Origin of the sequence: Stenotrophomonas sp. SMYL41, assembly GCF_036319965.1 — a bacterium.
GTDB lineage: Bacteria > Pseudomonadota > Gammaproteobacteria > Xanthomonadales > Xanthomonadaceae > Stenotrophomonas > Stenotrophomonas maltophilia_R.
In genome coordinates this window covers 48,425-67,393 of the sequence record NZ_JAWIRX010000007.1, presented here as the reverse complement: position 1 = coordinate 67,393, position 18,969 = coordinate 48,425, and the positions used below count along the sequence as shown (strand labels likewise).

The window sequence follows — 18,969 nt, the reverse complement described above, 5'->3', positions numbered from 1 at the left end:
CGAACCTTGGTTCGCACGCTTTTTGGCAGGCGCGGATGGGCGGTCCGCCCATGACCTTTGGCCATGGGGCAGGGCACTCTACAGGCCTAGCATCGGAGGATTCTCCGTTGTTGGAACCTGCCCGATGAAGACCCGTGCCCTGGCCATGTCGTTGCTGTTCGCGCTGACCGCCACGCCTGCACTGGCGCAGACCTCGCCACCGGCGAACGCGGCCGCTCCCGGCCTGCTGCGCATCGATGTGGACGCACGCGACCTGGCCCGGCGCATCTTCAAGGTGACCGCCAGCGTGCCGGCCAAGCCCGGCCCGATGACCCTGCTGTACCCACAGTGGATTCCCGGCAATCACTCACCCACCGGCCCGATCGACAAGCTGGCCGGCCTGCGCGTGACCGCCAACGGCAAACCGTTGGCTTGGCAGCGCGACCAGTACAACGTCTATGCGTTCAAGGTGGACGTACCCGAGGGCGTGACTGAAATCGTCGCCCACTTCGACTTCCTGTCCTCGCAGGGTGGCAGCCAGGGGCGGGTGGTGATGACCCCGGAAATGCTCAACCTGCAGTGGAACGCCAACTCGCTGTACCCGGCCGGGGTGGATGCACGCAACCTGCAGGCGCAGGCCAGCGTGACCCTGCCCAAGGGCTGGTCGTTCGCCACTGCGCTTGAAACCGCGCGCCGCGATGGCGATACCGTGGTGTTCAAGCCGATCTCGTATGACCACCTGGTCGATTCACCGTTGTTCGCCGGCGAGCATTACCAGCGCATCGATCTCGACCCGGGTGCGAAGGTGCCGGTGCACCTCAATGTGTTCGCCGACGACGCCAAGTCACTGAAGCCGAGCGAGGCGCAGATCTCGATGCACCGTGCATTGGTGCAGCAGGCCGACAAGCTCTACGGTGCGCGCCACTACAACCACTATGAATTCCTGCTGGCGCTGACCGACCGCCTCGGCGGCATCGGCCTGGAGCATCATCGCTCCAGCGAGAACAGTGCCGACCCGGGCTACTTCACCGAGTGGGACAGCAACGCGTGGATGCGCGATCTGCTGCCGCATGAGTACACCCATTCCTGGAACGGCAAGTACCGTCGCGGCGCGGATCTGGCCACCGCCAACTTCAACGTGCCGATGGGCGACAGCCTGCTGTGGGTCTACGAAGGCCAGACCCAGTTCTGGGGACAGGTGCTGGCGGCGCGTTCGGGCCTGTGGTCGACCGCGCAGGCGCGCGACATGCTGGCCAACGTGGCCGCGACCTATGATCGTGGCCGGCCGGGCCTGGCCTGGCGCCCGCTGCAGGACACCACCAACGATCCGACCATCGCGCAGCGCCGCACGCTGCCTTACCGCAACTACCAGATGAGCGAGGACTACTACTCCGGCGGCCAGATGCTGTGGCTGGAAGTGGAGGGCAAGCTGCGCGAACTGAGCGGCAACCGGCGCAGCCTAGACGATTTCGCGCGCGCCTTCTTCGGCGTCGGCAATGGCGACTGGGAGGTCAACCCGTACACCTTCGATGACGTGGTCACGACCTTGAACGGCATCGCGCCGTATGACTGGGCGACGTTCCTGCGCGGGCGCCTGGATGGCCATGGTTCGTTGACCGGTGGCCTGGAACTAGCGGGCTGGAAGCTGGCCTACCGCGATACCCCGAACGACGCCTACAAGGCGCAGGAAAAGCGCGCGAAGGCGGCGCTGCTGGCGTACTCGCTGGGCGCGACCGTGCTCGACAGCGGCGTGGTCGGCGACGTGATCTGGGACAGCCCGGCGTTCAATGCCGGCCTGGCGCCGGGCATGAAGGTGATTGCCGTTGGCGGCCGCGAGTACAGCAGCCAGCGCTTGAAGGACGCCGTCGCCGGCGCGGCGAAGGACAAGGCGCCGATCGTGCTGCTGGTGAAGCGGTTCGACCGCATTGAAACAATGAACATCGACTATCACGGTGGCCTGCAGTATCCGGTGCTGGAGCGCATCGCCGGCAAACCTGACCGCCTTGCGGATCTGTGGAAGGCACGATGAAGCCGCGCGCCCGCGATGGCGTGATCCTGTTGATGGCGATTCTCGCCATCGTGGGTGCATTCCTGCACGGCGATGGGCGCTGGCTGCACTGGCTGGCCAAGCCGGCCGCCACGCTGCTGATCGCCGCCATCGCCTGGCGCGTGCACGATCCCGCACAGCCGTTCTATCGGCGTGCTGTGCTGGCCGGCATGCTGCTCTCATGCGTGGGTGACATCGCGCTGATGCTGCCGATGGACGCGTTCGTACCGGGGCTGGTGGCGTTCCTGCTGGCGCATCTCTGCTACATCGTCGCCTTCCGCGATGGCCTGCGTGCCGGACGCGTCCTGCTCGCCGCCGGCGTCCTGCTCGGCGCGTTCGCTGTACTCAATGTACTGGGCCTGTGGCCGCACCTGCCTGCACCGATGCGTATTCCGGTGCTGGCGTACGTGATAGTGCTGGCCTCGATGGCGGTGTTGGCACTGGCACGCCAGTGGCGCCGGCCGCAGTCCGGAGCCGTGGAAGACAGCAGTGCGCGCTGGGCTGCCGCCGGTGCGCTGCTGTTCGTCGCCAGCGATTCGTTGCTGGCCTGGGACCGCTTCGCCGGCGGCCTGCCGCTGGCCAGCCTGCTGGTGTTGTCCACCTACTACGGCGCGCAGTACGCCATCGCCCGCTCGGTGAAACAGCAAAAAGGGGACGGAGGGGATTAAGTCGCAGACGGCACCATGGCATAAACGACTTAATCCCCTCCGTCCCCTTTTTTGCGTTGACTATCGGTGGCTCGTGCCGCGCAGGGCACCCTGTGCGTCGAACGAGAGGCGTACGGACTGGCGGTCACCGGCGACCTCGTCCGGCAGCCAGACCAGAGTGCCACCCTTGCGCACGATCACATAGACGTGACCGACTTCACCCGGTGTGCCCATCAACGCGTTTCGCTGCGCCTGCAGCGCCTGGGCGACGCGTGGCACCGCCTCGAAATCGATATTGGCCAGCGCCGTGCTGCTGCGGCGCAGGGTGATGGTGGGGGCGAAGCGTTGCGGATCGACCGGGCTGCCCCTGCGCCACTGGCCGCGCTCGAAGTGGTAGCTGTCAACGCGCGAGGGGTGCTGCGGATCGACCAGGTCCAGGTTGATGCGGCCATCATCGTAGAAGTGGATGCTGTGGAACACCGTCAGCCGATGCCCGGCCAGCGCCGGCAGTTCCTCGAGCGCCTGGCGTGCGGCCAGCAGGTGGTCGGCATCGAACAGGCGATTGCTTCGCGCGGGAATCGGGGCAGGCTGCGGTCCAGCAGCCACAGTAACGCCGGGCGCAAGCGATGCAGGCTGTTCGCGCGGCGGTTGCGACGAAACGAAGGGTGGCAACCGATCGGCCTGCACTGAATGGCCCAGCGTTTCGCCCAGCGTCTGCAGCGCACCCCCTGCCACGGCAACGCCGGCCAGCGCCAGCAACACCACGCAGAACACCAGCCGGGTCGAGGGCGGCTGCTTCATATTCCCTCCAGGCGAACGTTGCCGCGATCTTCCGGGTCGTACAGCAGCGTGACCTGCTCGCGCGGAAGGTTGGCCAGTTCGATCAGTGGGATGAAGCGACGTACGCTGGCCTGTTGCACGGCACCCTCGCGGTCGGTGTATTCCAGCTGGAACTCCACCTGTGGCTGCTCGTTGAGATAGGTGCCGGTCTGGCGCAGCTTCAGCACCTTCGCCTCCACGCCGATGCCGCGGTACTTCAGCGCGTCACCGCGGGCATCGGCCTGCAGCAGGCGGCCGAGCAGGCGCAGGCCCAGCGCATAGCCGCACAACACCAGCGGACACACCAGCAGTGGATGGCCGAACGACAGGAAGGTCCAGCCCAGGCCTTCGCTCTGCAGCCGATAGGCGAACACGTAGGCACTGGCAACCGCGACGATGCCGATCGCCGCACCGATGCCACGGCGCCAGAGGCTGCCGACATCCAGTTCCGGCTGGGCGCCGTCGAGCACCACGTTGGGGAACTCGCCCGGCGCACGGCTCAGGCGAGCCTCGATACGCTTGCCGGCAATGAAGCGTTGCAGTTGTGGCTTGCTGTCCACCACCAGCATCTGTTCGCTGACCGGTGTGCCGGACAGGTTCTGGAAGCGCAACTGCAGCTTCCACTGTGGGAAGCCACGTACCTGTATGCCGGTCTGTTCGGCCTGTTCGATCAAGGCATCACGCGGCTCACCGTCGGCCAAGATCGAACGCACCCGATGCAGGGCGCGCGGTGGACCCAGCAGCAGGTAGTGCAGGAAGGCGAGCAGCAACGCCAGCCACAGGGCCAGCGATACGGCGAGCAACAGCAGTGCCAGCCACGGTGCGCTGCGGTCGGCCAGCTGCACCGGCCACGACGTGCCGAGGTAGAGGATGCACGGAAAGGGTAACGCGAAGAACAGCAGGAACGCGCCCCAGAACCAGAGATAGGCCTTCATGGGGTGGTGGGGGACCGATGGAACAGGGCGCGTAGGGTACTACGCTCAGCGGATCTGCAGGGTCAGCAGGAAGTAGCGGCCGAGTGGGTCATCCAGACCCGGCATCTGGCCACCATTGCCGACCAGATAGTTCACCGGTTGCGTGTCGAGCACATTGTGCACGTCCAGCGCGGCGACCACGCGCGGCCCCAGGCGCCGTGCGAGATGCAGGTTCCAGCGCAGCTGCCGGGGGTTCATGCAGTGGTTCTGCCCGCGCTGATCCTCCGGGCACTCTGCACCGGGCAACCAGGCGCGCGTGCGTCCGACCTGGTTGCCGCGCAGGGCGATGTCCCAGTTGCTGTTCTGCCACTGCACATTGAGCACGGCAGCCATCGTGGGTGTGACATGGCCACGCAGGTCCACCGTGGCATCGTGGCCACGTTCGCGGCGCAGTTCCTGCTGTTTCAGTGCATCGAGCGAGAACAGCCACTGGCCGGTGTTGCCGGTGTCGATGTGGTACTCCCCGCGCAGTACCCAGTTGCGCGACGTGGTGCGGCCGATGTTGTCGAAGGACAGGCGCAGGTTGCGCAGGTGGCCGTCCTCGTCCAGCTCCCAGGTGCTGCGGTTCCACACTGCGTCGGCCGGTTGCAGGGCCAGGATCTCGTTGCGCAGCTCGACGATGTTGTGGGTCAGTGACAGCGAGAACGTATCGGTCGGCGTCCAGGTGGCGGCCAGGGAATGACTGAGCGACCGTTCTGCCTTCAGCGCATCGTTCTCCACCACGTCCACGGTAACGTTGCAGCGTCCGTTGCCAGTGCTCTGCGCGCAGTCCGGCAGCGCGCTGGAGGCGGGCAGTTCGATCGCGCCGAAGTAGCCCGGTGGACGCCGCTGCTCGAACAGGCTGGGGGCACGGTAGCCGCGCCCGCTGGCAAGCAGGAATGACCACTGTGGCGTGGGACTCCAGCGTAGGCCCACACGGGGCGAGAAGGCCTGGTAGTCGCCGTCGCGGTCCCAGCGTGCTGCCAGGTCCATGCGCAGCGTGTGCGCCAGGGGCAGGCCGAGTTCGGCGTAGGCGCCGCCACTGCGGCGCGACAGGTGGCGCTGCTCCTGCGGCAGGCCCAGCGCCAGGTCACCTTGGCTCAGCAGTGCGTCGGGATGCGAGGTCCAGCGTTCCTGGCGCAGGTCGATGCCGGTGGCCAGCTGTGCGTGGCCACCGGCCAGCGGCATCAACTCGCGCTGCATGCCCCACCAGCCCTGCCATTGTTCAGTGCGGCCGCGGTTGCGGATCGACGGGAACAACTGCTCGGCCGCGCCTGCCGGCAGCGACGTGAAGCCGGGCAGGAAGTCCAGCGTCTCCGCCGCACGCAGCAGCGGCTCGGCGCGCACGGTGCCCGACGTGGACAGGGTGACATCGCTGCGCTGTGCGCTGATGCCGGCATCCCAGCTGCGCCGGCCCTGGTCGCGGCCGATGCCGAAGGTGACGTCGGCATCGGTGGCACGTACATGCGGACGCACGTTGCCGGCTTCGCGCAGCACGCTGTTGAAGGTGAACCCATACAGGCCGATGGCAACGGCGGTCGGGCCGAGGTCGAAGCGCTGCCGGTTGTGGCTGGCCCGCGCCTCGGCGTAGGCATAGCGACCTTCGCCACGTTCATGCCGGTAGCGCAGGTAGGCCGAGGCCGTATCCGAGGCAGGTTGCAGCGAACGCGGGCGCGCGCTGTCGAACCAGCAGGCACCATCGCGCCGTTTCAATGGCCCTTCGCAGCGTTTTGCCGGCCAGTAGAGGCCATCGCGGAACGCGCCGATCAGGTACTGCGAAGTTTCCGCATGCCATTGGCGGCGATCACCGGCCACGTGATCGATGCGGTGCAGGTCGATGCCGGCGAACCAGCGGTCCCCTCCGTCGCGCACACCGCCGGTGGCCGCCTGCAGGCGATACTGGCCGGCGTCACCGCGTCCGCTCAGGCCGGTCTGCAGCATGGCTTCCGGGCCATCGGCCTGGTCGCGCAGGATGATGTTGACCACGCCGGACATCGCGTCGGCACCATAGATGGCCGAGGCGCCGCCGCGTACCAGTTCGATGCGTTCGACGAAACTGAGCGGAATTCCACCAAGATCGGTGAGCCCCCCCTGTTCCAGCGACACCATGGGATAGCGTGGCAGGCGCCGGCCGTTGACCAGGAACAAGGTCGCACGCGGACCCATGCCGTCCAGGCTGGTGGTGGTGGCCGCACCCACCGGCAGGTACTGCGAATCGCCACTGCGCGAGGTGCTCATCGCCGGGTGGCCGTTCATGCCCGGCAAGTGCCGCAACAGGTCGAACAGGCTGCCGTAGCCGCTGCGCAGGATGTCATCGCGGTCGATGATGGTGACCGGCAGCGTGGTTTGCACGGAGGTGCGTGGCAGCCGGCTGCCGGTGACATGGATCGGCGCCAGTTCCACCTGCGGCGGAGCGTTGGCGGCCTTGTGTGGCGAAGGTGCTGCGGGCATGGCGCGTGCAGCGACCGACGGTGGCGATGGCGGCGCGGGGTGGGTGCGGCGGACGACGAATCCGCCAGCAGGCGTACGCAGGATGTTCACCGGCATGCCGGCGACCAGGTCCTTCAGGGCCGTGGCCGCATCGCGGTGGCCATGGGTGCCGGCCGTGCGCAGGCCATCCAGCTCACGCGCATCGAACAGCAGGGCGATGCCGCTCTGTCGCGCCCAATGCTGCAGGGCGGGTGCCAGCGGGCCTGAATCAACATGGATCTCCAGGGTGCCCGCCTGCTCGGCCGCACCGGCAGACGGCAGCGCGGGGATGCTCAGCGCGAAGCAGAACAGGGTGCGGAGCAGCCCTCCCTGCAGCGCGCCCGGTACTGCCATCACCGCAGGCCTCCTCAGTACGTGCGGCGCAGTTCCAGCGCGCCATCCGGTCGCGTCTGGCCAGCCACCGACCAACCCAGTTCCAGTGCCGACAGCAGCTCCTGCGCGTCGCCGGCACGGAAAGTGCCACTCACCGCCAGGCTGGCGATCTCGGGATCGGCGATCACCAGCGGCGTGCGGCCGTAGCGGTTCATGCGCTCGACAACGATCGACAGCGGCGTGGCATCGAACACCAGCTGCCCCTGCAGCCAGCCTTCGGCAGCGGCATTGGACGACAGTGCCGGACCTGGCTGGATGCGGCCCGACGGCAGCACCTGCAATTGCTGGCCGGGCGTCAGCGTGTGCTGGGTCCCGCCATTGCTGACTTCTACCGCACCTTCCAGCAGCGCAACTTCGACCAGGCCGTCGTGCAGGCGTTCCACCTGGAAGGTGGTACCGATGTCGCGGATGGTGCTGTCGCCGGCGCGCAGCTGCAGCGCCTTGCCCGACGGTGCGACCTGCAGCTGCACGCGGCCACGTTCCAGTACCAGGTTGCGATGGCGCCAGCCGAAACGGGCGTGCAGGGTGGTGCCGGCATCCAGCGTGGCCACGCTGCCATCGGCCAGCGTCTGTTGCCGGGGCTGGTGGGAATCGTTGGCATAGCGAAGTGGGGTGGGGTTGCCATCGACCGCCACCATCCAGCCGATCCCGATGGCCAGGCAGACGCCTGCGGCAGCGGCCAGCGCCGGCAGCCAGCGGCGCCGCACCGGCCGCGCCACGCGTGCCGCGGCAGTGCGCAGCCACGGGTCGGTGGCCAATACTTCGCCCTGCTGGAACAGCGTCTCGGCCTGGATCCAGGCTTTGACATGGGCCGGATCTTCGGCCAGCCAGTCCTCGAACGTCTCGCGCTCGCCCGGCGTACAGTCCGGAGCTTCCAGCCGCGCTACCCAGGCGCTGGCGCGTTCGAACAGCTGGGTGTCTTCCCGGGGCCTCGCCTGACTCATCCGTTGTCCCTGTCGTTGTGCAGCGGATCCGATCCGAGTTCCTGGCGCAGGCCCTGCAGGGCGCGGGCGATATGTTTTTCCACGGTCTTGGCGGTAATTCCACAGTGGCGCGCGATCTGCGTATAGCTCATGCCGGTGATCCGGTTGAGCAGGTACACCTCGCGCGCGCGCTCGGGCAGCTTGAACAGGGCCTGCCGCAGCAGGGACAGCATCTGCCCGGACTCGGCCTGGCGCAATGGATCGGGCGACGTGCTGGAAGGCTCGTTGCCGCCATCGTGCTCGGCCAGGGACAGATGCGGTCGCGACTGCGACGAACGCCCGCGATCTGCCAGGCGGTTGCGGGCGATACGATACAGCAGCAGCCGCAACTCGTCGGCACTGTGCGTGCGATAGCGGATCAGCCGCTCCATGCAGTCCTGCGCGATGTCCTCGGCATCCTCCGGCCCAACACCGCGCGTGCGCAGGAAGGCGCACAACGGCGCGCGTTCCTCCCGCACGAACGCAATGAACGCGTCCGCCGGCACGGACAGGTCCGGCGCGCGATGGATCAGAGGAGAGGGGGCGGACAGGGCTGGCCTCGGGCGTCGGTGGCGGGTACGTCTTCGAGTTTTACGCGACGATGACCGGATGGGGAAGAGTGGGCGTGGTCCATGATTTCATTGTGAATGCATTCATGTTTCGAGGGCCGGTGCGCTGGGGGAGATCGCGCCACCCGGACGTTGAACTCCTGACCCGTGTGTTGCGGGTGGAGAGAGAACACATGAAGCATTCGAAGTTGAGCCTGGCCCTGGCAGGGCTGATGGGCATCACCGCCATGGCGGCGGTTGATGACGTCATGGCAATGAATTATCACGTGCAGGACGATCGCGTCTTCCTCAGCGGCGGCGTCACCGTTGCCGATGTGGTGGCGCTGCCTGCACTGCTGGCCAAGGCGCAGGCTGAAGGCCGTCCGATCCGTGAAGTCGTGCTGCGTACGTCCAACGGTGGCGCGCTGATCGCCGGCGAGTGGCTGCAGGCAGTGATCCGCACCCAGGGCCTGGACACCATCGTGTCCGGTCACTGCATTTCGTCCTGCTCGATCATGCAGTCCGGCGGCGTCAACCGTTATCTCGGCGGCGATCTGCCGCTGGTCGATTCGGTGCAGATCCATGCTGCCAGCAGTGGTGGCAGGATCACCTACGCTCCGTCGCCGCGCATGACCCAGATCTACACCGGCAACTATGGCGGCGGCATGGATGCCGGCCTGTTGCACAAGGCCATGTACGAAGTGGTGGCGCCCAACGGCCTGCTGGTGTTCCGCGACCCGGCGCGTACCACGGGTACATCGGTCACCTTCGATCCGGATGGCAGCGGCAGCAAGCTGGAGTCGTTCCCGGGCCAGGACATCCGCGGCAACAACATCATCAACACGGCAGGCTACCGTGATCCGGGCGACACCCTCCGTATCACCAGTAACGTCAGTGGCGACATCAACCCGGGCTACCTGCGCACCGCGCGTCAGCTGCAGGCCTTCGTCGATGACGATTTCGCGCGCTGGAACACCGACTGGGCCAGCACCTACATCAATTACGCGGTGAGCCTGTACAACGTCTCCACGCGGGGGCCGAACGGCATCGGCGCACAGTCGCTGCAGCAGCTGCTCGGCGACCCCGACCTCCAGGATGAGCTGCGCGGCCAGCTGCGGCTGGCCGATCTGGACGTTTCGACCCTGGCCAATTCCGCCGGCGTGATCCGTGTCAGCAATGGCGCCACGTGGCGCACCGCCGAAACCACCGGCGCCGATTTCATGCTGGTCGATAACGGCACCATCGCACTGGAGGGCGGTGCGCTGCGCACCCCCGAGCTGCGGGTGATGCCGGGCAGCGTCGTGGTCGGTCACGGTGATATCGCATCGGTGGGCATCGACACCGATGCACTGCTGGATGGCACCGGCCCCTCCTGGCGCGAGGACGGCTTCAACCGCCTGCGCGTGTTCGGCACGTTGATGCCGCGCGGCGGTGATCTGGTGACCCACGGCTACGTCAACATCATGCCCGGCGGCCAGCTGCTGTTCGACGTTACCGAGGCCGGTGGCACCGGCAGTGGCCGCCTGCGCGTCGGCAGCTTCTACGATGACGGTGCCGAGGAGGGCGCGCTGGTGATCGCGCAGGGTGCACACCTGGCGTTGAATGTTGCCCAGGGCTTCTATGCCGGTGCCTACCGCCGCGACCTGGTGGAAGGGCCGATCTACCAGGGCGGCTTCCAGGATGTCGTGCGGCTGGGCGATGCCGGCTACAGCGCCAGCATCACCGGCGGTGAAGTGTTCCGCCCGCGCCACAATTCGCTGCTCAGCTTCAACGTCAACCAGACGGCCGATGGCCTGTGGCTGACCGCCAACCCGGGCTTCGACCAGCTGGGGCTGTTTGCCAACGGCACCTCCGGCGACGGGCTGGGGCGCGCGCTGGCAGCCGCATCGGACCGCCAGGACAGCGGCCTGAAGTCGCTGCTCGGCGCGCTGCAGTTCACCGACCGCGATGTGATCGCACAGCAGGCCGGCGCCCTGCGCGGTGATGCCCATGCCAGCCTGCGCCTGGCCGACAACGCACTGCTGGGCAGCATCGGCAACGTGGTGCAGCAGCACCAGGCGGCGATGCGCAGTGGCGGCGATGCCGATGGACTGGCTTCGCAGGCGGCGCAGTCGGTGTCGGCGCAGCCGGGCATGCGTCATGGCAGCCTGTTCAACCAGTTGGCCATGCATCTGGTCGAACCGGCCGGCGAGGGGACTGGCGGTGGCGGTGCGACGGGACGCAGCCATGGCCTGTGGGCACGCGGTTTCGCCAGCCATGGCCGCATCGACGCCGACGGTGGCGTGGGCGGCCTGAGCCACAACATCGGTGGCATCGTGGTCGGTGCCGACACCCGCCTGGCCGATGACCGCGTCACCCTGGGTGCCAGCGTGGCCGCGGCCGACATGTCGACCAAGGCCAGCGATGGCTCCGGCTTCAGCGGCGACGTGCGCGCGCTGGACGTGGGCGGCTACCTGGACGCGACCTATTCGCGTGGCTACCTGTCAGCGGCCGTGCGCTACACCGATCTGCGCCATGACACCCGCCGCAGCCTCTCCGCCATCGAGGGCCTGCAGCAGCCGCTGCGTGCCCGATACAGCAACGATGCGATCTCGGCGCGGGTCGAACATGCCTTCTCCTTCACCACTGGCAAGGGGCTGGTGATCCAGCCGCTGCTGCCGGTGGTGGACTACGCACGGACGTCGGCAACCCGCTTCAACGAAGGGCAGGGTGCCGGTGCGCTGGCCGGTCGCAGCGGCAGCCTGGAAAGTATCCGCGTGGGTGCCGGCCTGCAGTTGTTCAAGACCTTCGAGGGCAACAACGGCGAGCGCATCACTCCGCGTGCCCGCGTGGTCTGGCAGAAGGAGCTGGGCGATTCGCAGGCGCGCTACAGCACCGGTTTCGCCGCAGCCCCGGACCTGGTGTTTGGTGCCAGCAGCCAGGCCGTGGGCGAGCAGGTGCTGGCCTGGAACGTGGGCGTGACCAGTCGCGCCAGCGAGCGCCTGTCGATCATGGCCGACTACGTGGGCGAGCGCCGCGACGGGCAGATCCAGAACGGCGTGATGCTGGGCCTGGGCTACCGGTTCTAAGGGGTACTCGGCCCCGGCGATATCCGTATCGCCGGGGCCATCCCATCAGGGCAGGTGCTGCGGTATGGTCGGCAGGGAACTCCAGCCAGGCCCGTCCATGCAGATCGCCGTTTTCAGTGCCCGCCCCTACGATCGTCGCTTCCTGGACGAGGCCAACCAGCGCGATGCGGCCGGGCAGGGCTTTGCGTTCGTGTACTTCGATGCCGCGCTGGACGTGCATACCGCCGCGCTTGCGCAGGACTGCGCCGCCGTCTGCGTGTTCGTCAATGACCGCCTCGACGCGCCGGTTCTGCACGCGCTGCATGCGTTGGGCGTGCGCGCCGTACTGCTGCGCTGCGCCGGCTTCAACAATGTGGATCTGGCCGCCGCGACAGCGCTGGACCTGTTCGTCGCACGGGTGCCGGCCTATTCCCCCGAAGCCGTGGCCGAGCACGCGCTGGCGCTGGTGATGACGCTCAACCGGCAGACCCATCGCGCCTACAACCGCGTGCGCGAGGGCAACTTCATGCTCGATGGCCTGCTCGGGCGCACCCTGCATGGGCGCACGGTCGGCATCGTCGGCACCGGCAAGATCGGCCTGGCCACCGCGCGCATCTTCAACGGCATGGGCTGTACCGTGCTGGGGCACGACCCGTACCCGTCGCCGGCCTTCGCCGGCGTGGGCGACATGGTTGGACTGGATGAAATGCTGGCGCGCGCCGACATCGTCTCGCTGCATTGCCCGCTGACGCCCGATACCCAGCACCTGATCAACGACGCCTCGCTGGCGCGGATGAAAACCGGCGCGATGCTGGTCAACACCTCGCGCGGCGCACTTGTCGATACCCATGCGGTGATCCGAGCGCTGAAGTCACGGCGGCTGGGCCACCTGGCCATTGATGTCTACGAGCAGGAAAGCGCGTTGTTCTTCCAGGACCTCTCCGGCGAGATCATCGACGACGAGGCCTTCCAGCGCCTGATGACCTTCCCCAACGTGCTGGTGACCGGCCACCAGGGCTTCTTCACCGTGGAGGCGCTGCAGGAGATCTCGGCGATCACGCTGGGGAACCTGCAGGATTTCGCCGAAGGGCGGGTGTGTGCGAACCGGGTGGAGGCGTAGTAGACACGCTGCGGAAATAGGCCTCGCCCAGTCCCCACCTGGAGTATTTACTTTGGGTGAATATCATATGAAGCTGTCGTGAAGGGGGGGGCTTGTGCCCCTGAGGGTACAGGGGGCGCAAGGGACGGCGCAGCTGCTTTCGGGCCGGATCATGACGCCAGCACACGTCGGTCGATTACCGAACGTCTGGTGATTGCCGACGCATTTGGACAAAGGGACGTTCCATGCGTATCTGGCAGTGGCAGGCGTTGTTAGGCGCGGCATTGGTCATGTCATTCGGCTCGAGCTGGGCGAGCAGCCCCGTCACGCCGCATACCGAGTACTACAAGAGGATCAAGGCGGGTGAGGGGCTGGCGCCACTGACCTCGAGTCTGTTCGGGGATAGCATCAGTCCCAGCTCTGGATCGACAGAATTTGTCGTTACTGACATTGACCTGCCAGGCAACAACGCGCTGCCGGTGCGATTGCAACGTCGTCTCGCTGTGCAGTCCTTCAAGGACCGGCAGCCATTGGGGGGATTCGGCAGCTGGGACATCGAAGTCCCTTTCATGCACGCCACCTTCGACTCCATCTGGAAATGGAACGAGTCGGGTAACGGCGCTACCCAACGCTGCTCGCAGACGTTCTATCCGAAGACACGTACCGGCGTAGGCACCTTCGAGATATGGACCGGCGTGCAGGTGCGTGTCCCCGATCAGGGCGAGCAGGAAATGCTGCTGATCGCCAACGCCTCCAACCCGAAACCCACCAATGGTGAAACCTATCGTTGGGGCACTCGAGGCAACATGCGCCTCAGTTGCCTGGGATCCACGGCAAATGGCTATCCCGGTGAGGGATTCCTGGGCGTGGATGCTTCGGGGAATCGCTACTTCTTCAATGTGGGTATTGAACGAACAGCGGGTTTCATGGATCTCGGCCAGGGCGTAGGTTCCAAGCTGGTGCGCGTTCTGCTGATGGCCAGCCGGGTCGAAGATCGCCACGGCAACTGGGTGGCCTACGACTATTCGGGCGACAAGCTGGTTGGCATTCGCGGCAGTGATGGCCGCGCCATCTCCATTGCCTATGCCGGGGATCGCATTGCCAGTGCGACAGCCAATGGCCGTACCTGGAGCTACGAATACAACGAGGGCTCCGGTGCAATGGGTTTCGCGCGCTGGCCTGCGCTGCGCGCCGTGCAGCAGCCGGATGGTGCTCGCTTCGGCTATGAGTACAGCTGGCAGGATGGCGGATTCGGTGGCCTGAACCCGGAGTATCAGAGCTGGGATGGTGAACCGAAGCTCTGCATCAAGCCCACGTTCGAGCAGTCTGGATTTACCCTGATCGCGACCCACCCATCGGGGACGCGCGGGCAGTTTGAATTCAAGTACCTGCGCCGCACCCGCCTGGGTGTAAAAAGTACGGCTTGCGCGGACATGGGCGGGGGGCGCTACGCGCAACGCGCCTCCAATGCGTTCGACCTCTTCGCGATCACCAGCAAGACGCTGACGGGGCCCGGGTTGGGCAATCTGACCTGGACGTACGAGTCGGGCGGATATGACTCGGGCCTGGCCAACTCCGCAGTGTCGACGATCGTGGAGCCGGATGGTACGCGCCGTCACAGTGTGTTCGGACGAAAACTCGACGAGAACGAGGGGCAGTTGCTGCAGGAGGCGGTGCGTGCGCCGGACGGTCAGATCGTCCAGGTCACCACCAATACCTATATGAGTTCGGACGAGGTCCAGGCCGGACCGTTCCCGGACAGCTACGGTTCGATGACCGCAGCCGATGATCCCTTCGCCGTCAAGATTCGTCCCCTGAAGCAATCTGTGCTCAGCCAGGATGGCGTCAACTTCGTCAATACGACCGATCAGTTCGACGCGCACGTGCGGCCGGTGGTGCAGACCGAGAGCAACTCGTTGGGGCGCGCACGGACGCTGAGGACTATGTACTTCGACGACACCGGCCGCTGGATACTGGGCCAGGTCGGGCGCAGCACACAGAGCGTTGGCGGCGTTGAAATCGAGACCGAGCGCACCGAGTTCGACTCGATGGCGCGCCCGCAACGTACCTACGCCTTCGGCGTGCTGCAGCAGACGCTGGGCTATCACGCCGATGGCACGCTCGCCTCCGTGGCCGATGGCAAGGATAATGCCATTGCGCTGGGCAGCTGGAAGCGTGGCCTGCCGCAGAGTGTTGCGTACCCGGACGGCAGCAGTGCCTCGCTGCAGGTGGATGACAATGGCTGGGTGCGCGCGGCAGTGGAGCCCAATGGTGCCAGCCGGAGCTTCGATTACGACGGGATGGGCCGGATTGTGCTGGCGACCCAGGCCGCCAATGACAGCGTGGCATGGAATCCTTCTACAACGCGATTCTTCCAGGTGCCGGGAGCGGAGATCGGGCTGGAAGCGGGACATTGGAAGCGCGAGTCCAGTACCGGCAACGCACGCGCGGTGACGTACTACGATGGGTTGTGGCGCCCAGTATTGGAAGAGTCGTTCGACGCTGCGGACCGTGGCGGTACATTGCGCCAGACGGTGACCCGTTATGACAGCAATGGGCGCCTGGTTTTCACCTCCTATCCGACGCGTGTCGCATCGGACTTCCGTTCGGCGCTGCCCGGCACCTACACAGGTTATGACGCGCTGGGGCGACCCACCCGCAGCGAGCAGGACAGTGAACTGGGGCGCCTGGTCACTACGACCGAGCAGCTCGGCGGAGGCAGCGTAAGGGTGACCAATCCGCGCGGCATTGCCACCACCACCGACTACCTGATGTACGGCAAGCCCAGCCAGGACACGCCCATCCGGATTCTCCATGCGGAGGGGGTGGTGACGGAAATTCAGCGCGACACGCTGGGCAAGCCGCTGTCGATCCTGCGGCGCAACTACGATGGCAGCGTCAGTGTGCGGCGCCAGTACGTCTATGACGGCGCCCAGCGCCTGTGCAAGAGCATGGAGCCTGAGACCGGTGCAACCGGCATGGGCTACGATGCCGCAGGCAATCTGCTCTGGTCTGCCTCGGGCCTGACGTTGCTGGGCCCTCAATGTGAGAGCGAGGCTGCCTATGCGTCGCCTTCGCGGGCTGACCGGACCTACGACAGCATGAATCGCTTGCTGACGCTGCGCTTCTCCGATGGCCAGGGCGACCAGGACTGGAACTATTGGCCTGGCGGGAAAGTGAAGCGTGTGCAGACCCGCAACAACGGCGCCATCACCACCAACGACTACACCTACAACCTGCGCGGACTGCCCACGTCCGAGAGCGTGGCCTACGACGGTGGCGAGGCCTGGGCGCTGGGCTATGGCTACGATGCGAACGGTGCCCTGGCAACCCATGTGCAGCCGTCCGGCCTGACGATCGACTATGGCCCGAATGCGCTGGGGCAGCCGACGCGAGCCGGAGCCTTCGCCACCAACGTGCGCTATTACGCGAACGGCGGCATGAGCGGCTTCACCTATGGTAACGGCGTCGTGCATCAGATGACGCAGAACGCGCGCGGCCTTCCCGATCGCAGCACCGACAGTGGTGCCGGTGGCAAGGTCATCGATGATGGCTACGACTACGATGCCAATGGCAATGTGGCGGCCATCAGTGACGGCCTGCCGGCAGCCCCTGGAAACCGCGACATGCGCTATGACGGCCTGGATCGTCTGACCGCGGTGACGGCGGCCAGCTTCGGAAACGCAAGCTATGCGTACAACGTTCTGGATAACATCGTCGCCGCCAACGTCGGCGCGCGGCGGCAGTCATTTGAATACGACTTCAACAATCGGTTGACGAACGTGCGGGATGCCGCCAGTGGCGCGACCGTGACCGGGCTCGGGTATGACGCACAGGGCAACCTGAAGATCCGCAATGGCGTCGCGTTCAGGTTCGACTACGGCAATCGCCTGCGCGAGGTCGATGGCAAGGAGGCCTATCAGTACGACGCGCATGGACGCCGCACCCTGGCCAGTGCGCCCAATGGCAACATTCGTTCCCTCTATGGGCAGGATGGCGTGCTGCGCTATCAGCACGACCAGCGCCAGGCCAAGGGCTTTGACTACATCCAGCTCAACGGCAGCCTCGTTGCCAAGCGTGCCGTGGATATCGCGCCTGCAGCATTGGTCGTAACGGCCCCGGGCTACAGTGCGGACGGTGCGTTTGCCGTGCAGTGGGCGGCCGTTGCCGGTGCGCAGCGTTACGAGGTGCAGGAGTCGAGTGGCGGTGAATGGCAGGCCGTCTATCAAGGGCCCGCGCTGAACGTTTCGCTGGCCGGGCGAAGCTCCGGCGTCTATCGCTATCGTGGCCGTGCCTGCAATGGCACTGTCTGCGGCGCTTGGGGTGTGGAAGCCTCCATCCAGGTGGAGCTTGCTCCCACCGCTGCGCCGGTGATCACCGCACCGGCACAAGGTATCAACGGAGCCTATTCCCTGAGCTGGTCTGCGGTGCAGGGTGCCGCCCGCTTTGTGCTTGAAGAGGCCGTGGGTGGTGGATGGAGCGTGGTCTTTGATGGTTCTGGCCGCACCTATCAAGTGACCAGCAAGCCGGCAGGCACCTATCGCTATCGGGTCAAAGCATGCAATCCACAGGGCTGCGGCGCCTACTCGGCCGAAGCGATGATCACGGCGTTGTACGCTCCATCCGTGCCGACGTTGTCAGTACCCGTTGCGAGCTACAACGGCAGCTACGCCGTCTCTGTTTCGAGCGTGGCCCAGGCCAGTAGCTATCGCATTGAAGAACAATTCAACGGAGCGGCGTGGACTGAGATCAACCGGATCAGTGGGAATCAACTGGCCATCACTGGACGAATCGCCGGCAGCTATGCCTATCGTGCCTTTGCATGCAATGACGCAGGGTGCAGCGCGGCGAGCGCCGCAGGCGCGATCATCGTGACATTGCCACCGGTCCAAGCCACGGGGATCAATCTCGGGGGTGTGAGCTACAGTTCAACCGTGAGCATGTGGTGGGGCGCAATCCCCGCCGCGACGAGTTACCAGTTGATGGAACAGCTCAATGGCGGTGGCTTCGGACTCGCCCAGGAAGACGGTGCGACCGCCGTGGCCCGAGGCGGCCGCTGGCCGGGTCAGTGGGACTACCAGGTGCGTGGCTGCAATGTCGCAGGTTGCGGACCGTGGTCCGCGGTAGCGGGCGTGCGCGTGATTGGTCCTCCGGCGACCCCGGTTCTGCGCGTGCCGGATGGGGTGGGAATCGGCGCGGCTTACTCGATCTCCCTGCTGGAAGTGGCGGACGCGACGCGCTATGAAATCGACGAAAGTACTGACGGCGCCAACTGGTCGCTGATTGCGGGAGATCGAGCCGTTTCCCTCAGCAAGGGCGGCGGAGGCAACTTCTACTACCGTGGTCGTGCTTGCAATCCCGCAGGCTGCAGTCCCAGTTCTGCTGCTGGCCTGGTTGCGATTTCCAGTGCGCCGGCCGTACCCACGGGTGTGAGGATCGTAAAGAGCGGTCCCAACATCTGTTCGGTCATCTGGAATGCGTCGCCGGGTGCTACCTACTACAACATGCGATCAAGCAGCGGCGGCGCGACCTACAAGGCGGAAGGCATCGGGTACGACCTCGATACACGCTGCCAGGGTGGCTACAAGGTGCGTGCCTGCAATGCGCAGGCGTGCTCGGCCTGGTCGAACTGAGGTGGGCGCGATGAACGCAGGAATGAAGATGCTGGTGAGTCGAACCGTAGGTGGGGCCGCGCTGATTCTGGGTGGACTGTTCAATCAGGCTGCTGCGGAGACGATTACCTATATCCATACCGATGCGTTAGGGTCACCGGTCGCTGAGACTGACTCGGCTGGCATCGTTATCCGACGTACCACCTATGAGCCCTATGGTGCTGTGATTGGTGGGTCCGTCGCTGATGGGCCTGGTTATACCGGGCATGTGACCGATGCCTCGACAGGCTTGAGCTACATGCAGCAACGGTACATGGATTCACAGTTGGGTGTGTTTCTAAGTGTGGATCCTGTGACGGCCTATGGGGGGACTATGGCGCAGTTCAACAGGTAC

At 65.9% G+C, this 18,969-nt stretch carries 10 protein-coding genes and 1 pseudogene; 6 read left to right on the top strand and 5 right to left on the bottom strand.

Features of this window, described 5'->3' with window-relative positions:
• The first annotated feature begins 124 nt into the window (after positions 1-124).
• Both V3B30_RS10100 and V3B30_RS10095 read left to right on the top strand, forming a co-directional pair.
• Complete coding sequence (locus tag V3B30_RS10100; protein WP_262084588.1) at positions 125-2,008, top strand: peptidase M61; 1,884 nt, start codon at positions 125-127, stop codon at positions 2,006-2,008.
• A complete protein-coding gene (locus V3B30_RS10095) occupies positions 2,005-2,694 on the top strand; it encodes a lysoplasmalogenase (protein WP_262084587.1) in 690 nt (229 codons plus the stop codon). The genes V3B30_RS10100 and V3B30_RS10095 overlap by 4 nt, the downstream gene beginning before the upstream one ends.
• Before the next feature lie 60 nt (positions 2,695-2,754).
• Here the strand turns inward: V3B30_RS10095 and V3B30_RS10090 are convergent, their stop codons facing one another.
• From V3B30_RS10090 to V3B30_RS10070, 5 genes are read right to left on the bottom strand one after another with little or no spacing between them, the layout of a single operon-like run.
• Positions 2,755-3,474 carry a hypothetical protein gene (locus tag V3B30_RS10090; RefSeq protein ID WP_100471646.1) on the bottom strand — a complete coding sequence of 240 codons (720 nt, stop codon included), beginning with the start codon at positions 3,472-3,474 and terminating at the stop codon, positions 2,755-2,757.
• Positions 3,471-4,427: a hypothetical protein gene (locus V3B30_RS10085; protein WP_100471647.1), complete on the bottom strand. Its 957-nt coding sequence runs from the start codon at positions 4,425-4,427 to the stop codon at positions 3,471-3,473. Before V3B30_RS10085 ends, V3B30_RS10090 begins: the two co-directional genes overlap by 4 nt.
• 45 nt (positions 4,428-4,472) lie before the next feature.
• On the bottom strand, positions 4,473-7,268 hold the full coding sequence (locus V3B30_RS10080; RefSeq protein ID WP_262084679.1) for a TonB-dependent receptor: 2,796 nt from the start codon (positions 7,266-7,268) through the stop codon (positions 4,473-4,475).
• A 14-nt stretch (positions 7,269-7,282) separates the two neighbouring features.
• On the bottom strand, positions 7,283-8,251 hold the full coding sequence (locus V3B30_RS10075; RefSeq protein ID WP_262084586.1) for a FecR domain-containing protein: 969 nt from the start codon (positions 8,249-8,251) through the stop codon (positions 7,283-7,285).
• Positions 8,248-8,775 carry a sigma-70 family RNA polymerase sigma factor gene (locus V3B30_RS10070; RefSeq protein WP_100471650.1) on the bottom strand — a complete coding sequence of 176 codons (528 nt, stop codon included), beginning with the start codon at positions 8,773-8,775 and terminating at the stop codon, positions 8,248-8,250. The genes V3B30_RS10075 and V3B30_RS10070 overlap by 4 nt, the downstream gene beginning before the upstream one ends.
• A 236-nt stretch (positions 8,776-9,011) precedes the next feature.
• Between V3B30_RS10070 and V3B30_RS10065 the strand changes: the two genes are divergently transcribed.
• The 4 genes and pseudogenes from V3B30_RS10065 to V3B30_RS10050 form a co-directional block, all read left to right on the top strand.
• A complete protein-coding gene (locus V3B30_RS10065) occupies positions 9,012-11,885 on the top strand; it encodes an autotransporter domain-containing protein (protein WP_262084585.1) in 2,874 nt (957 codons plus the stop codon).
• 97 nt (positions 11,886-11,982) lie between these two features.
• Positions 11,983-12,984 carry a 2-hydroxyacid dehydrogenase gene (locus V3B30_RS10060; protein WP_262084584.1) on the top strand — a complete coding sequence of 334 codons (1,002 nt, stop codon included), beginning with the start codon at positions 11,983-11,985 and terminating at the stop codon, positions 12,982-12,984.
• Positions 12,985-13,208: 224 nt separating this feature from the next.
• Positions 13,209-18,596 carry a hypothetical protein gene (locus V3B30_RS10055; RefSeq protein ID WP_262084583.1) on the top strand — a complete coding sequence of 1,796 codons (5,388 nt, stop codon included), beginning with the start codon at positions 13,209-13,211 and terminating at the stop codon, positions 18,594-18,596.
• Positions 18,565-18,954, top strand: a pseudogene (locus V3B30_RS10050) (RHS repeat-associated core domain-containing protein); the annotation flags it as partial. The gene V3B30_RS10055 and the pseudogene V3B30_RS10050, both read left to right, overlap by 32 nt.
• Positions 18,955-18,969: the final 15 nt, after the last annotated feature.

Excerpts from the sequence above, each read along its gene's own strand:
- V3B30_RS10080 (WP_262084679.1), bottom strand. The coding sequence starts at position 7,268 with ATGGCAGTACCGGGCGCGCTGCAGGGAGGGCTGCTCCGCACCCTGTTC.
- V3B30_RS10100 (WP_262084588.1), top strand. The coding sequence starts at position 125 with ATGAAGACCCGTGCCCTGGCCATGTCGTTGCTGTTCGCGCTGACCGCC.
- V3B30_RS10075 (WP_262084586.1), bottom strand. The coding sequence starts at position 8,251 with ATGAGTCAGGCGAGGCCCCGGGAAGACACCCAGCTGTTCGAACGCGCC.
- V3B30_RS10060 (WP_262084584.1), top strand. The coding sequence starts at position 11,983 with ATGCAGATCGCCGTTTTCAGTGCCCGCCCCTACGATCGTCGCTTCCTG.
- V3B30_RS10090 (WP_100471646.1), bottom strand. The coding sequence starts at position 3,474 with ATGAAGCAGCCGCCCTCGACCCGGCTGGTGTTCTGCGTGGTGTTGCTG.
- V3B30_RS10065 (WP_262084585.1), top strand. The coding sequence starts at position 9,012 with ATGAAGCATTCGAAGTTGAGCCTGGCCCTGGCAGGGCTGATGGGCATC.
- V3B30_RS10055 (WP_262084583.1), top strand. The coding sequence starts at position 13,209 with ATGCGTATCTGGCAGTGGCAGGCGTTGTTAGGCGCGGCATTGGTCATG.
- V3B30_RS10095 (WP_262084587.1), top strand. The coding sequence starts at position 2,005 with ATGAAGCCGCGCGCCCGCGATGGCGTGATCCTGTTGATGGCGATTCTC.
- V3B30_RS10085 (WP_100471647.1), bottom strand. The coding sequence starts at position 4,427 with ATGAAGGCCTATCTCTGGTTCTGGGGCGCGTTCCTGCTGTTCTTCGCG.